The organism is Cognatishimia sp. WU-CL00825 (assembly GCF_040364665.1).
Classification (GTDB): domain Bacteria; phylum Pseudomonadota; class Alphaproteobacteria; order Rhodobacterales; family Rhodobacteraceae; genus Cognatishimia.
Window position 1 is genome coordinate 1,979,216 of sequence record NZ_BAABWX010000001.1, and the last position, 14,851, is coordinate 1,994,066.

A 14,851-nucleotide genomic window follows, 5' to 3' on the forward strand; every position below is an offset into this window, starting at 1 on the left:
CCATGCAAAATAAGATCGACCATTTCGCCATTGGAGCGGATTCATTGGACCAAGGTGTCCTGGCGATGGAAAGCGTTTTGGGCGTGACCGTGCCACGCGGCGGCAAACATGACGCAATGAGCACGCACAATTGCGTCATGCAGTCCGGCAACGAAAGTTTTTTCGAGTTGCTTGCCATTGATCCTGAGGCACCGGCTGATCCCGGTCGCGCCCGTTGGTTCAGCATGGACGAGCAAGCCACAAAAGACCGTCTGAAACAGCGCCCACGCGCCCTGTGCTGGGTGGTCGGGACCGACGATTTGGATGCTGTGATCGCCGCGAGCCCCGTTGATTTGGGCGAAGTGGTATTGTTTACACGCGGCGACCGGTCCTGGCGTTTAACTGTCCCAAAAGACGGAAGCCTGCCAATGGGTGGCCTGTTGCCAGCATTTATCGAGTGGTCACCCGGACCGCACCCCAGCACGGGCCAACAGGATTTGGGCGTGAAGTTGTCAAAAGTTCAGTTGCAGCATCCAGAGCCAGAAACGCTTAGCAATATTTTGGAAGCGCTTCAGGTGAGCCACCTCGCAGAGGTCAGTGCAGGTGCCGCAGCACTTTCTTTCTCATTGCAAACGCCATGCGGTGATGTGGTCTTAGATTAGCAGGGGCAATCGCTGTGCAACCAACGCTTCAACTTGAAAAACTACCCGACGTGAAAGCTTTCTTTGACGATCAGTCAAATACGATCAGCTACCTTGTCATAGATCCCGCCAGCAACGCCTGTGCCATCATCGATACTGTTATGCAGTTTGACTATGCGGCCGGGCGATTGAGCTATGAGACTGCGGATGCGATTATCTCTGAAATAACCGCCCGTGGTCTTGATTTGGCTTGGATCATCGAAACGCATGTGCACGCAGATCACCTGTCTGCCGCCCCCTATATTCAGGAAAAACTGGGCGGCAAGATTGGTATTGGTGAACATATTCTGACGGTTCAGGATACCTTCGGGAAAATCTTTAACGAAGGCACTGAATTTGCCCGTGACGGGAGGCAGTTTGACCAACTTTTCAAGGATGGTGACACCTATCAGGTTGGTTCTCTTTGTTGTGTGGCGCTACACACGCCCGGCCACACGCCTGCCTGTATGGTGCATTTGATGGGGAATGCCGCATTTGCGGGTGATACATTGTTCATGCCCGACGGAGGGTCAGCCCGTGCTGATTTCCCCGGCGGAGACGCGGGCGAACTTTACGATTCCATAGCGCGCGTTCTCGCATTGCCCGAAGAGATGCGGTTGTTTGTTTGCCATGATTACGGGCCAAACGGTCGTGCCATTGCTTGGGAAACCACCATCGGGGCGCAGCGGTCTGACAATATTCATGTTGGAAAAGGAACAAGCCGCGAACACTTTATTGCGATGCGTGAAACCAGAGATGCGCAATTGGCGGTACCAAAGCTCATCATCCCTTCGCTGCAGGTGAATATGCGAGCGGGTGAGGTTCCAAAGGACACCGATGGCAATATGGTTTTGAAAGTTCCGATCAACAAACTATAAGAATTATCCGATTTCCATAAACAAAAAGCCCGGACAAGAAAAATCTGGTCCGGGCTTTTTATTGGAGCAGTGATCAGAGCAAAGGGCTCTGACCATTTTTTTAGCGGGCAGAAACGCTCATACGTCCTTTAAGATACTCACCGTATTGCCCCAACGAGAAGATGAAAGCCCAATAGATTAGGGCCACAAATACATAAACTTCGATGAAGTACGGAGCCCATTCAGCTGTACCAAAGGCAGCGTTGGCTGAAGCTAAGATATCAAAGAAACCGATGATGATCACAATCGCAGTCTCTTTGAATGTCACAACAACCATGTTGATTGTTGCCGGCAATGCATGTCGGAATACTTGCGGCAAAACAATCTTTGACAGAATGTTTAGATAGGACAAACCGAGCGCTCGGCCAGCTTCGAATTGCCCCTTCGGGATCGCCTGAAATCCGCCGCGGAACACTTCAGCTTGATAGCAGGCAAAGAACAACGCAAAGGCGATGATGACACGCCAGATCTTGTCGCCTTGCAACCAGTCTGGCAGCAAGATTGGCACCACAACCGCCGCTGTGAACAGGGTTGTCAAAAGCGGCAAAGATCTGATGAAATCGATGACAAGCGACGCGAAACTGCGCACCACGGGCATTTCTGACCGGCGCATCAACGCAAGGCCTAGCCCCATTGGCATGCCCAACAGAACGACCGAGGCGAACAGAAAGAGGGTCAAAGACAGCCCGCCCCATTGGTCTGTTGTAATCTGGGTCAGGCCTAAAAGCGACCCATCCATCAAGAGATAGTACGCAGCAAAGCCCAAAATCCACAGGATGGACAATCGTTTGCCCGTCCAGGTCCATGGAAAACAAGAGGCAATAACGGTGCCGATGATTGCAATGCACGCTAATGTCGAGCGCCAATGTTCATCAAACGGATAAAGGCCAAAGAGGATGAGACGGTGGCGGGCTGCGATAACTGACCAACACGCGCCACTGTCATGGCCGCAATTGGCGACGTCTTCGGCCCGCCAGACCGCTGTCAAGACGGCCCAGTCCAAGGCAAGCCAAGCGATATAAGCCAGTACACCAAAGACAAACGCAGAAATCAGGCTATCTTGGATCGAACCAAAGGCGCGTTTCCGCAATTTGGCGACGAATTTTTCCATTCTACCAGGAGAACTTGGGGAGGATGTAACTGCCATCGTCATGATCAATGCGCCTTTAGTTGCATACGCGCATTCAGCCAGTTGACGAATTGCGCAATAGAGAAGTTAACCAAGAGGAAAGCCCCCATCAAAATCGCGATCAATTCAAGAGTTTGACCCGACTGCGTGATGGATGTGGATACAATGTAAAACAGATCAGAGAAGCCGATTGCGACGCCAATCGTTGTGGCTTTCATGATGAATATCCACTGATTTCCCAGGGGGGGGATAACTGTTCTGAGCGCCATTGGCATCTTGATACGGCTCCAGATTTGCCCGGAACTCAACCCGACCGCCTGCCCGGCTTCGATCAAACCCGTGGGAACCTGTTTAAGTCCCCCGCGCACAACTTCGGCGATATAGGCAGACCCGTAGAGCACGATGGAAATGATCATTGCCACAAATTCAATTGAAACAGTCAGACCGCCGACAAAGCGCAGACCTTTCAGCTCTGGTGTCGAAACCGCCGCCTCGCCGGCAGGAACCAAAATCAACGCCGCCAGCACAATCATGGCTAGCGTGCCGCCGGCCCAAATGGCAAACAGCTTGCCAAGCTTGACCTTCCGCAGGAAGAGCATCACCAGCAAAAGGATGGAGGCCAGCGCAATCCAGACGCCATATTGGACATCGACGTTCAACGTCGGGATCATCATGCCGCGGTTGGAGAGAAAGACTGAATCTCCCAAGCTTAGCGCCTGACGCGGCCCCGGCATGTGAATGCAAATTGCGTACCAAAAAACCAGTTGCAAGATGAGCGGAATATTTCGGAATGTCTGCACAAATACCGAAGCCGCAGAAACAAGCGCCAAGTTTTTCATGTCGCGCATCGTCCCGATCAAAAAACCCAGAATGGTCGAGAGCACAATACAAATGCCGCCCAAAAACAACGAGTTCATAAAGCCGATTGTCAGCGTACGCGCATAGGTGTCGTCAATGTTGCGATCGATCAAAGAAAAGGAATATGCCCAGCCTGTTGAGCGTTCCAGAAAACCGTAGCCACTTGTAATGCCAAGCGCCGCCAAATTGGTGCGTGCACTTGAAATCGTTGTCCAAATGAAGACCACAGTGCCAAGTATTATAAGGGATTGGATAATAAGCCGACGTCGACGCGCGCGGGCGCGCAATTCCGCTGCAGACATGGTTTCCTCCGTAAAGAAATGAGGTCACCCCAATGGTAAGGGGTGACCAGTGCATGTTGGAAGGATCAATTAGTCTAGTTGTGGAGCGTAAAGCACGCCGCCATGGCTCCAGAGATTGTTCAGACCGCGCTCGAGGTTATATGGGCTATTTTCGCCGATATTGCGGTGGTAGATCTCTGCATAGTTGCCCACTGCAGCAATCATTTCACGCGCCCATGTATCACGCAGGCCAAGACGTTCACCCATGCCTGGGTCAACGCCCAGCAGACGTGCAACTTTTGGGTTTGGTGGGTTTGCCGCCATTTCGTGGACATTCGCCGAAGTGATGCCCTCTTCTTCTGCAATCAAAAGAGAAGCCAACATCCAGTTAACGACGTCAACGAACTCTTCATCGCCCTGACGCATCGCTGCAGCAATCGGCTCGGAGGAAAGCTGATCGTTCAGGATGGTATGGGCGTTGGGATTATCCATCTCTGTGGCACGAAGGACGGCAAGGAATGGGCCCCAAGCGGCAAATGCATCACAGCGATTTGCAAGATACGCGGCACGCAGTTCAGAGGCTTTTTCGTATGAAACCACAGTCACATCGGTATCGATGGACTTCAGGTAGTTCGCTGAAATACGTTCGATCGTAGTACCGGCTTCGACGCATACTGTGCCGCCTGCCAGATCTTTTGCATCCGTGATGCCCAGATCGCCGTGCGCCATAAACTGTGCGCCGCCAAAGAAGTAAGGCAGAGAGAACTGCAGACCCAGTTCAGTGTCGCGGCCCATGGTCCAACCGGTTGCCTTGATGATCACATCAACATCACCAGATTGCAGCGCCGGGAAGCGTTGAGCCCAACTCAGCGGCACGATCTGGGCTTTGCTTGGATCGCCCAAAATGGCGGTGGTCAGCGCGCGGCACATGTCAATGTCCAAACCCTTCCACTCGTTTTTGTCGTTTACTTCAACAAATCCAAAATAGCTGCCGTTGTGGCCGGAACAAAGCATGGTTCCACGATCTTCAATTTGCTGCACGGTCGCACTTTTCGCTGCCACCATGTTTGGTGCTGTTAAACTAAGAGCAGCTAGCGCGCCTACAAGTCCAAGGTATTTCATTTGGCTTCCCCTGTTGTGCTGTTATATGAAACGTTTGTATCGCTATTAAGAATGCTGCTATGCGCTTCTTGTGTCAATAGTTTTTACCGGCCAAAGGTTTTTCTGTTGAAAATTAAGGGAATCCGCATGAATTTTGGGCAAGATTGGTGCGCCGGGCAGATTGACTGGCAGCCAGTTGGAACAAGTGAATTCAGCAATCGCAACTTATCGCGCCGTCAAACAAACATAATCGACGGCCAGTAGTTTCCGGCGAGGGACAATAGCGAAACCGTGATAAGCTTTGCAGAACCCCGCCTTACCATGGGCTTGCGTTTTGGGGCGCGTTTCAAAGCGCAATCGTTGCTTATCACAACGCAAAAAAAACGCGATATGAAGTTGGAACACGAGGCCAGCAGGATCCATTTTTGGCCGATCGAAACCAAACACTCGCTTTGCGAGGAGCTTAAAATTGTTCTGCTAAATGATCGATCAATAGGCGTATTCTTGCGGTCAAATGGCGACTTGGTGGATAAACGGCATAAAGACCAATGACCTTGGCTTCTTGCGGTTCAAAGATCAGCTTTAACTGATTTGAGGCAAGGAAGGGTTGAACAGTGTAAAGTGGCACGCGCCCGATTCCCTGACCATCCGCCGCCATATTGGCGATAGCAAGCGGAGAGTTCGCACGAAAATTGCCTGATACTGCGACAGTGTACACGCCGCTGAGGCCTTTGAATTCCCAATTATCGAAATTTCCGGCAACTGTTTGCAGCAGGCAATTATGGGTCGCCAGGGCCGCAGGCTCGTTTGGGAACCCATGTTGATCCAAGTAATCTGGCGACGCGCAGCAAACCACCCGCATGTTCATGAGTTTGCGTGCAACAAGGCTGGAGTCTTTAAGTTCACCAAACCGTATCGCCAAATCAAATCCTTCTTCGATCACCGACACATGATGATCTGACAGATTCAGATCAATCGACACTTTGGGATGGGCCGCCTGAAACGGCCTGAGAGCCCGCACAAGCAGAGACGCTCCGAACCCAGTTGGGGCGGTGATGCGAATACGACCTGCAAGCTCGGATTGGGTCTCTTGTACCAGCCCTTCCAATTCGTCAAATTGCTCTAACAGGGGCAGGCATCTGTCAAAATAGGCCGCCCCAGTTTCCGTCAATGTGACGCTGCGGGTGGTGCGATGAAAAAGTTGCGCCTCTAAACGCTCTTCCAGCTGCCCAACGTATTTGCTGGCAAGTTTGGTACTGATCCCAACTTGCTTTGCCCCATTGGTAAAGGAGTTTTGCGTTGCCACCGCAACAAACGTTCGCATGCCTTCGATCGTATCCATTGACGCCAATATGTTCATAATGATTGTACAATTTGGTATATTATAGCCGTGATGATCTCAAGTTATTCCTTTGTTATCGCCAGAGCAATCCTGGCTCCGTCAACCAAAGGATCGTTAAATGTCCAACGCCATTCGAATTCACAGTTTTCCACTTTCCGGCCATGCGCACCGTGTTGTGCTGTTCGCCAATCTTGCCGGCATCAACCACGAAGTCATCAATGTGGATATGTCAAAGGGGGCGCATAAGGCGGATGACTTTCTGGCCATAAACCCCTTTGGTCAGGTCCCTGCGATCGAAGACGGAAACGTTGTCATAAGTGACAGCAACGCCATTCTTATCTATTTGGCCCGCAAATACGCCCCATCCTATATGCCAACCGATCCTGTCGCCGAGGCCGAGGTGCAAAAATTTTTGACACTGGCAGCAGGCGAGTTGGCGTTTGGGCCGGCCGCGGCGCGTTTGATCAATGTCTTTAAAGCCCCGTTAGATGTCGACTTCACCCACGCAACAGCCGCTAAGGTTTTGGGAAAACTAGAGGCGCATCTGGAAGGGCGCGACTTTCTCGTTGGCGCGGCGCCGACCATCGCGGACATCGCGATCTATAGCTATACAGCCCATGCGCCAGAAGGTGGTATTTCCCTTGCTCCCTTCCCAAATGTGCGCCGTTTGCTTGCAAATATCGAAGCCCTAGAAGGTTTTGTTGCGATGCCAAGCACAGCGGTAGGTCTGCGCGCAGAAGCAACTGCCTAATTCAGTTGCCCGGCTGGATATTTATCCCCTGGCCGGGCGCATAAACTTTGACAAAGCAGGTTCGCCATGGATGACCAAATTTCGCCCGCCGCCTCGCCGTTTCATAAGGGCGAGCAAGATGCCCAAACGCGCGCCGGCAAGCGCGACAGGATGGAAACCATCGGGAAAATGGCCATTCGGGATTTCATGCCAGAGCAGCACCGCAACTTTTTTGAGCAGCTGCCTTTTATTGTTATAGGCAGTGTTGATGATCAAGGTTGGCCCTGGGCCTCTATTCTGAGTGGAGGCGAAGGATCTATAGTCTCTCCTTCAGATCGTCAGCTTGTCCTAAATGCAAAGCCATTGGCAGCGGACCCGCTTTCAAAGGGGATCGAAGCCGGAGCGCCAATTGGTCTTTTGGGTATCGAATTGGGCACCCGGCGCCGCAACCGTATGAATGCCCGTGTTGCCCGATATGATAACGGTGAGATCCACCTAGATGTCGTTCAGTCCTTCGGTAATTGCCCACAGTATATTCAGACCCGGGATGTCAATTTCATACGCCCAGCGCGCGCCGAAATTACACGTGAAGAGCCTGATCACTTCCGCACATTCGATGCAGCCGCCCAAACGCTCATCAGCGAAAGTGACACTTTTTTTGTATCGAGCTATATCTCAAGAGAAAACGGCGCGCGATCTGAAGGCGTAGATGTTTCACATCGTGGTGGCCGGGCTGGGTTTGTCAAAGTCGAGGGTAACACGTTGACCATTCCAGATTATTCGGGAAACAATTTTTTCAATACAATCGGCAATTTTCTTATGAACCCCAAGGCTGGGTTGATTTTCCCTGACTTCCAAACAGGCGATGTTTTGATGCTGACGGGAACTGTCGATCTGTTGTGGGAAGATGCCCCTGAAATTGCTGCCTTCAAAGGCGCAGAACGTGGTTGGCGGTTTGCTCTGGATCACGGCATTCGCATTGCTGACGCCCTGCCCTTTCGGGCAAAATTTGGCCAGTGGTCCCCGAACAGCCTAATGGCGGATGACTGGGCCACATCACAGGCGCGCATGGATGCCGAGAAAAATCGCGTTGCATGGCGTAGCCTGCAAGTTGTTGGAATAAAGGACGAAAGCAGTGTGATCCGTTCGTTTGAATTCGCAGCTACAGACGACATTCCTTTGCTGCCATTTGAAGCCGGGCAATTTCTGACACTGCGCGTTGACCCGGAAAACGCCCCTGAATTGACCCGATCTTATACCGTTTCTTCTGCGCCAGGTGACGCCAACTATCGTATTTCCGTCAAGCGCGAGCCCAGTGGGACAGTTTCCAATTACCTGCACAATAACCTTCGGGTTGGCGACATTATCACAGCTAAGGCCCCCAATGGCGCATTCTTCCTAGATCCCAAAGCAGAACGACCGGCTGTGCTTATCGCGGGTGGTGTCGGCATAACCCCAATGATGGCGATGACGCGCCACGTTCTGAACGAAGGCCTGCGCACGCGATATGTAAGACCGCTTACAATTATCCACGCAGCTCAAACCACGGAACAACGTGCCTTTTACGGAGAATTCCGCAAGGCCGAAGCTTTAGCACCCGAGAAGATCCGTTATCTTTCTGTCATTGGCCGGCCAAGAAAAGACGAACAACAAGCTGTGGATTTTGATGCCTCTGGTTATGTAACCAAGGGGCTGATCCAACAGGCGTTATTGCTTGACGACTATGACTTTTACCTCTGCGGGCCACCTGCATTTATGCAAGCAATCTATGATATGCTGCGCGCGCTTGGGGTGGCTGATAGCCGGCTATTTGCAGAGGCCTTTGGACCAGCATCTCTATCCCGCGCCCAAGACGCTGGCCCGCGACCTGCAGCTGCGATAAAACCCGTTGCTGGAAAGGCGCGGGTAAGGTTTGATAAATCGGGTTTGGAGACCACTTGGAAACGGGGTGATGAAACCCTTTTGGCAACCGCAGAAGCCCAAGGTTTAAGCCCTGCGTTTTCTTGCAGGAACGGCACATGTGGCAATTGCGCGACGAAAAAGCTTGCTGGGGATGTGACTTATAATGCTCCCGTTACCGCCGCGCATGATACGGATGAGGTTTTGATTTGCTGTGCCGTACCAGCAGCGTCATCAGAAACCTTGGTCCTTGATCTGTAAGCCACTTACCCGCTGCAGCACTTACACTTGAGGACCTTGTAAATACAGGGCGAGCCGGTCTCGCCATCCGGTTAGTATCCGTTTGGCCAACTGAGATACTGGCCTGTGGCGCGGCGTCAAAATGGCGTAGTTGTATAAAATCGGATCCGCCAGTGGAACAAAAGTTATCCGCGACCCTAACGGCTGGGTTTGTTGCTGCGTTAGTGCTGACAGGGGGTCTGTGATGACAATGCAAAGTCCCTCGTTCACAAATTGCATCATGGGCAGAATAATCTGACTATCAACCTTTTGGCGAAATTGTGCACCATTTTCCTCAAAGGCCTTTAGGGTTTTCAGATGAAGCGGATGGCCCGATTGCAGCGTTCCCAAAGGGGCACCATCCAAATCTTTGATTGAAACCTTGGATTTTCGGGCCAATGGGTGGCCAGCCGGCACAGCGCAAAGACATTGGCCCGAAATGACCTCTTCAGAGTAAAGCGCGTTTGGGTCAACAACATCAGAGGCATCCGCAAAACCGAAATCCAGCATCTGGGCCCCAACCAATTCGCGAATTTGTTGGGTCGACCGCGACGATAATGACACAAGGATATTTTCATTTTTGCGTGTTGATTCAGCGATGAACTGCGGAAAAAGATATGTCGAAGGCCCCGGCATCGCCGAGACATTTAGTTCGCCACTTAAGCCCTGCGAAAGGCTGTTCATCGTGCCTTTAACGGTGTTTAATCTGGCAAGAATATTTGAAGCTTCCGCAAAGAGATACTGCGCCTCTGGCACTGGGAGCAACTGGCGTCCTTCGCGTCGAAAAAGCGTAACACCCAAAATTTCCTCTAGGCTTTTGATGGATAGGCTTATGGCTGGTTGCGTTCTGCCCAAATTGCGCGCCGCCTGCGACACGCTTCCAGTCTTCATAACTTCGCAAAACGCAGAGAGCTGAGGTACATTCATCTCTCAATCAATAAGTAAAACTTATTAAAATGCAAGAATATAAAATTTGTAATTATATAAGCTCTGGCTACACTTGGTTGCCATGGATCACAGAATTCAAACGAAAACATCAACAGGGAATCGCTTATGACTAAGTTCACCAAATTTGCTGGCGCTTTACTTGCCTCCTCTTTGCTTGCAAGTGCAGCGTTTGCACAGAACCCAACATTCTTTCGAATCGGCACTGGCGGTGCTGGCGGAACATACTTTCCCATCGGTGGCACCATCGCGAACGGCATTTCGTCTCCTCCGGGATCTCGCGCCTGTGACCAAGGTGGTCAATGTGGCGTGCCAGGGCTGATTGCCATTGCACAGTCAACCACGGCTTCGGTCTTTAACAATGCTGCGGTGCAAAACGGTGAGCTGGAGGCCGGACTAGCGGCAGCAGATGTCACGCGTTCGATGTACCTTGGCGAGGGAAAATTCGAGGGAAAGCCACACCCCAAACTGCGCCTCGTCGCCAATCTTTTTCCAGAAGATCTACATGTTGTGATGCCAAAAGGCTCATCGATTGATGACCTCGGCGACCTCATGGAGAAACGTGTGGGCATAGCTCAGGCCGGTTCTGGTACTCAAGTTGCTGTCTTGCAAATGCTGGATGCCTGGGGCGTGAACCGGGACAAAATGAGTGAGGCGGAGCTTAACAACAGTCAATCCGCGGAACGCCTCGCGGATGGACAACTGGATGCGTATTTCTATGCGGCAGGCTGGCCCGTCGCCGCAATGGTGCAACTCGCCTCTACTAAAGGCATGGAACTGCATTCCTTTGAGCAAGATGATCTAAAAAAGATCAATGAAATAATTCCGGCCTACATCCCGTCAAAAATTCCGGCTGGTGTCTATGAAGGCATAGATTACGACGTACACACTCCTGCGGTTTCCGCAATGTTGGTCGTGTCCTCTGATCTGAGCGAAGAGCTGGTCTATGGAATTACCAAGGCTATGTGGAACGACAACACCCGAAAATTGTTGGACAATGGCCATGCCAAAGGTAAGCAAATCACAGCAGACACAGCGTTGGACGGCGTGGCGGCTTTGGGTGTTCCCCTGCACCCAGGAGCCGAAAAGTTTTATAAAGAAGTGGGACTTCTGAACTAGGTTTGGCAATTGCTTTGACTTTTGGGCGGCAGACCTTCGTCTAGCCGCCCTCTTTAAATTCTATGTTGAAAAGGGTGGGCCATGAGTGACCTTGGGCAAGCAGACTCGCGTGAATTGTCAGCTGAAGAGCTGGCTGAAATCGAAAAGAAATATGACGAGGGCACAGCGACGCGCCAGGTGGCCCCAGGCTTTGCCAAACTTTTGCGAGCCGTGGCACTGACTTTTGCGGTTTATCACTATTTGACCGCGGGCTTTTCGCTTCCACCAGATCATTGGCACATGGGATGGCATCTTTGCGGTCTATTCGTGCTAACTTATGCTTTCTTTCCAATTACAAAAAGCAAAACCGCTTATGATCTAAAGACCGGCGCAATGCGTCTTGGTGGCGTGCCTTATCTAGACATCTTATTGATGGTTCTTGGTGTCTCTTCTGCGCTTTACTTGGGATTGGCTTGGCGCGGGATTCCGTTTCTCGGGATCGAAGAGCAAACGTTCCGTATGGGAAACCCCAACAACTTCGATATGGTGTTTGGCTGTATCTTGATCGTCTTGGTACTAGACATTGCCCGGCGCACACTAGGATGGGTCCTACCCCTTATCATTTGCTTGTTCATGTCTTATGCGCTGTTTGGCCCCATCTTTCCGGGTCTTCTACAGCACCCCGGTGTAAAGTTTCGCACTTTTGTGTCTTCGATGTATTTCCCACAAGAAGGTATTTTCGGCGTGACGCTTTGGGTTGTCTCGACCATCGTGTTCCACTTTGTCCTATTTGGCGTCATTGCCCAGCGCACTGGCCTAGGTCAACTTTTCATCGATAACGCTACCATTTTGGCGGGTCGCTATACAGGTGGTCCGGCTAAAGTCTCAGTTGTATCATCGGCATTTTTCGGAACGATTTCGGGCTCTTCTGTTGCAAACACTGTCTCGACAGGCGCATTGACCATCCCCAATATGAAACGCCTTGGCTATCCCGGTCATTTTGCAGGGGGGGTGGAGGCCGCAGCATCTGCTGGTGGTCAAATCACGCCTCCGATCATGGGTGCTGCCGCCTTTATTATGGCTGAGTTCCTTGAACTACCCTACACCACAATCATCATCGCCGCGATCTTCCCGGCAGTGCTTCATTATGTTGGTGTTTTCACCGTTGTGCATTTAATGGCGCGTCGTCTGAAACTGCAGGGATTGAGCAACGAAATGCTGCCAAAATTTGCAGCGGTTTGGCGTGAAGGCTGGGCGAATATCGTGCCACTGCTCGGGTTATTGATCGTGCTCTTCTCGGGCTACACCCCGTTTATGTCAGCCTTTTGCGGCATATCGCTGTCGATCATTGCTGGCATGTCCCGACGAAAAGAACCCCTAACCCTGATTTACGCCGCGGCATTTATTGCCTTTGCGCTTTGGAAATACAGCAATGGCGGTTTTGACACACTGATTGCATCATCAATGGTGCTGGGTGCGATCATTGCCACGTTCAACCCGCAGGACCGGATCACTCTTTCAGAGATGGCAGAGACATTTGAAACTGGCGTCAAATACGCATTAGCCGTTGGCGCTGCATCTGCCGCAGTTGGAATTGTCGTCGGCGTTATAAATACAACGGGCGTTGGTTTCCGCATCGGGTTTATGGTGACACAAGGGGCGTCAAACCTGGGCGGCGATCTTTATAACCTTGTCAACTTTGGTGGGTTGGAATTATTTTCCGTTGAAGATCTGACCTTGTTTATCAGCCTGATTTTCATCGCAATTGCCTGCATCTTAATGGGGGCCGGGATTCCCACCACAGCGCTCTATATCATGCTGGTTTCTGTGGCTCAGCCAGCCCTCGCGCAACTTGGGGTTCCACCAATCGCGAGCCATATGTTTGTCTTGTATTATGGTGTTGTTGCTGAAATTACACCGCCTGTTTGCACTTCGGCCTATGCCGCCGCCGCAATTGCAAATTCCAACCCATTCCGCACCGGCATCTCGGCATTTACACTTGGGCTGGGCAAGGTTGTGGCCCCTATGGCGTTTGTCTACGCCCCGGTTTTGTTGATTGTTTCTTCAACTGGATTTGACCTTTGGGAATTCACTTATACTGCCACAAGCTGCATCCTTGGCGTTGTTGCACTCTCTACGGCGGTGGTCGGATATTGGCTGACCCCGATGAATGCCATGTATCGAGTGCTTGCGGCAATCGCGGGGATCGTTTTCATCGCTCCCGGACTTCAAGCAGATTTGGTCGCTCTAATAATCGCAAGCCCAGTGATCTTCACCCAATTGCTATCACGTCGCCAGGCAGAGGCTACGAATTAATCGATGACACAAACAGTAACGATTGTAGGCGCGGGGCTCGTTGGCATTTGCACGGCAATAACGCTGGCAGAAAGGAACCTAAGTGTCCGACTGATTGACAAAGAAGCCCCAGGACTGGGCGCGTCCTTTGGGAACGCAGGCATCATCTCGCCATGGTCAGTCCTGCCACAGCCCCTGCCCGGTATCTGGAAAAATATCCCACGCCTTGTTTTTGGACGCCACCGCGTTTTAAAGCCCCATATTTCGCAGTGGCCAAAGCTTATCCCTTGGGGCCTTAGTTTTTTACGCCAAACATCCGTAGACAGGGTTCAAAAGTCCGCCCAGGCGATGTTTCATCTATGTGAGCCATCAATAGAACTTTATCGTCAACTTTTAGTGGGGACGGGCCACGAGGATCTTATTCAAGATGCTTGGTATGTGCATGCTTTTCGCAACGAAACCACCGCGCGCCAATGGGATGAAACTGCGATCGATTATCGATTGCGCCGCGAGTTTGGCGCTGACATTGAATTTGCAAGCTCTGACACATTACGTGAAATCGAGCCCAGTCTGGGCACAGATTTTAAGGCCGCAGTCCTTATCAAAGGTCAGGCGCGCGCGCGGGCACCTGGAAAAATCGCGCAGGCTCTTTTTGACAAGGCGCAAACTATGGGCGTTATTTTTCATCAAGCAGAAATGAAGTCCTTAAAGCGCGAGGGCGACGGCTGGAAAATTCACTGCAAAACCCAATCATTTGCCTCCGATAAGATTGTATTGGCCGCCGGAGCATGGAGCGCCAAATTACTAGAACCCATGGGCATCAAACTGCCCTTGATGGCGGAACGCGGCTATCATGTCGAATTCGCCGATCCGGGTGTGAGCCTTAATAATTCGGTTATGGATATGGACGCAAAAATAGTCGCCTCTTCTATGGCTGATGGCCTTCGCGTGGCAGGAGCTTCAGAATTTTGCAATATTGATGCACCCGCTGACCCAAAGCGCGCTGACCTAATGACACGCCAATCACGTGTAATCTTGCCAGATCTGGATGTCACAAAGCGCACTTTATGGTTCGGACACCGTCCATCTTTTCCGGATAGCTTGCCAATGCTTGATGAGTTCAAACAGCAACCTGGTCTCTTTGCGGCATTTGGACACTCGCACTATGGGCTGATGATGGCCCCAAAGTCGGGTCAAATCGTGGCTGATTTGATAGAAGGGAGGAATTCAAACGTCGATCTAACAAGGTTTGCCTCTGATCGTTTTCAATGAGCTCGCAATCAACGCCATGCTAAGACAGAGAAACCGAGTGTATTGT

The 14,851-nt window shown here is 51.4% G+C and carries 12 protein-coding genes; 7 read left to right on the forward strand and 5 right to left on the reverse strand.

The annotated features are described in order from the left end of the window. The first annotated feature begins 2 nt into the window (after positions 1–2). Positions 3–641 carry a VOC family protein gene (locus ABXG94_RS09755; RefSeq protein ID WP_353533810.1) on the forward strand — a complete coding sequence of 213 codons (639 nt, stop codon included), beginning with the start codon at positions 3–5 and terminating at the stop codon, positions 639–641. A 14-nt stretch (positions 642–655) separates the two neighbouring features. Further along, on the forward strand, positions 656–1,537 hold the full coding sequence (locus tag ABXG94_RS09760) for an MBL fold metallo-hydrolase (RefSeq protein ID WP_502901688.1): 882 nt from the start codon (positions 656–658) through the stop codon (positions 1,535–1,537). A 100-nt stretch (positions 1,538–1,637) separates the two neighbouring features. Here the strand turns inward: ABXG94_RS09760 and ABXG94_RS09765 are convergent, their stop codons facing one another. The 4 genes from ABXG94_RS09765 to ABXG94_RS09780 form a co-directional block, all read right to left on the reverse strand. After that, positions 1,638–2,729 (reverse strand): amino acid ABC transporter permease, encoded by a 1,092-nt coding sequence (locus ABXG94_RS09765; protein WP_353533811.1) that lies wholly within the window; start codon positions 2,727–2,729, stop codon positions 1,638–1,640. Between the two features lie 2 nt (positions 2,730–2,731). Then, the gene (locus tag ABXG94_RS09770) at positions 2,732–3,865 is read right to left on the reverse strand and encodes an ABC transporter permease subunit (RefSeq protein WP_353533812.1); all 1,134 of its coding nucleotides are present in this window, start codon (positions 3,863–3,865) and stop codon (positions 2,732–2,734) included. Between the two features lie 69 nt (positions 3,866–3,934). After that, positions 3,935–4,966: an amino acid ABC transporter substrate-binding protein gene (locus ABXG94_RS09775; RefSeq protein ID WP_353533813.1), complete on the reverse strand. Its 1,032-nt coding sequence runs from the start codon at positions 4,964–4,966 to the stop codon at positions 3,935–3,937. 442 nt (positions 4,967–5,408) lie between these two features. Then, the gene (locus tag ABXG94_RS09780) at positions 5,409–6,269 is read right to left on the reverse strand and encodes a LysR family transcriptional regulator (RefSeq protein WP_353533814.1); all 861 of its coding nucleotides are present in this window, start codon (positions 6,267–6,269) and stop codon (positions 5,409–5,411) included. 136 nt (positions 6,270–6,405) lie between these two features. Here ABXG94_RS09780 and ABXG94_RS09785 point away from each other — a divergent pair, with 136 nt between their 5' ends. Then, the gene (locus tag ABXG94_RS09785) at positions 6,406–7,038 is read left to right on the forward strand and encodes a glutathione S-transferase family protein (RefSeq protein WP_353533815.1); all 633 of its coding nucleotides are present in this window, start codon (positions 6,406–6,408) and stop codon (positions 7,036–7,038) included. Positions 7,039–7,104: 66 nt separating this feature from the next. Next, positions 7,105–9,177, forward strand: a complete 2,073-nt coding sequence (locus tag ABXG94_RS09790; protein WP_353533816.1) for an FAD-binding oxidoreductase — start codon at positions 7,105–7,107, stop codon at positions 9,175–9,177. A gap of 21 nt (positions 9,178–9,198) precedes the next feature. On the opposite strand, the gene ABXG94_RS09795 is transcribed toward ABXG94_RS09790, so the two are convergent. Next, on the reverse strand, positions 9,199–10,122 hold the full coding sequence (locus ABXG94_RS09795) for a LysR family transcriptional regulator (RefSeq protein ID WP_353533817.1): 924 nt from the start codon (positions 10,120–10,122) through the stop codon (positions 9,199–9,201). 126 nt (positions 10,123–10,248) lie between these two features. Between ABXG94_RS09795 and ABXG94_RS09800 the strand changes: the two genes are divergently transcribed. The 3 genes from ABXG94_RS09800 (at position 10,249) to ABXG94_RS09810 (ending at position 14,805) form a co-directional block, all read left to right on the forward strand. Beyond that, entirely contained in the window at positions 10,249–11,259 is a 1,011-nt protein-coding gene (locus tag ABXG94_RS09800; protein WP_353533818.1) for a TAXI family TRAP transporter solute-binding subunit, read from the forward strand. Positions 11,260–11,340: 81 nt separating this feature from the next. Next, entirely contained in the window at positions 11,341–13,554 is a 2,214-nt protein-coding gene (locus tag ABXG94_RS09805; protein ID WP_353533819.1) for a TRAP transporter permease, read from the forward strand. Positions 13,555–13,557: 3 nt separating this feature from the next. Further along, a complete protein-coding gene (locus ABXG94_RS09810; protein ID WP_353533820.1) occupies positions 13,558–14,805 on the forward strand; it encodes an NAD(P)/FAD-dependent oxidoreductase in 1,248 nt (415 codons plus the stop codon). Positions 14,806–14,851: the final 46 nt, after the last annotated feature.

Coding starts and splice junctions, on each gene's coding strand:
- ABXG94_RS09755 (WP_353533810.1), top strand. CDS start 3: ATGCAAAATAAGATCGACCATTTCGCCATTGGAGCGGATTCATTGGAC.
- ABXG94_RS09765 (WP_353533811.1), bottom strand. CDS start 2,729: ATGACGATGGCAGTTACATCCTCCCCAAGTTCTCCTGGTAGAATGGAA.
- ABXG94_RS09770 (WP_353533812.1), bottom strand. CDS start 3,865: ATGTCTGCAGCGGAATTGCGCGCCCGCGCGCGTCGACGTCGGCTTATT.
- ABXG94_RS09775 (WP_353533813.1), bottom strand. CDS start 4,966: ATGAAATACCTTGGACTTGTAGGCGCGCTAGCTGCTCTTAGTTTAACA.
- ABXG94_RS09780 (WP_353533814.1), bottom strand. CDS start 6,269: ATGCGAACGTTTGTTGCGGTGGCAACGCAAAACTCCTTTACCAATGGG.
- ABXG94_RS09785 (WP_353533815.1), top strand. CDS start 6,406: ATGTCCAACGCCATTCGAATTCACAGTTTTCCACTTTCCGGCCATGCG.
- ABXG94_RS09790 (WP_353533816.1), top strand. CDS start 7,105: ATGGATGACCAAATTTCGCCCGCCGCCTCGCCGTTTCATAAGGGCGAG.
- ABXG94_RS09795 (WP_353533817.1), bottom strand. CDS start 10,122: ATGAATGTACCTCAGCTCTCTGCGTTTTGCGAAGTTATGAAGACTGGA.
- ABXG94_RS09800 (WP_353533818.1), top strand. CDS start 10,249: ATGACTAAGTTCACCAAATTTGCTGGCGCTTTACTTGCCTCCTCTTTG.
- ABXG94_RS09805 (WP_353533819.1), top strand. CDS start 11,341: ATGAGTGACCTTGGGCAAGCAGACTCGCGTGAATTGTCAGCTGAAGAG.
- ABXG94_RS09810 (WP_353533820.1), top strand. CDS start 13,558: ATGACACAAACAGTAACGATTGTAGGCGCGGGGCTCGTTGGCATTTGC.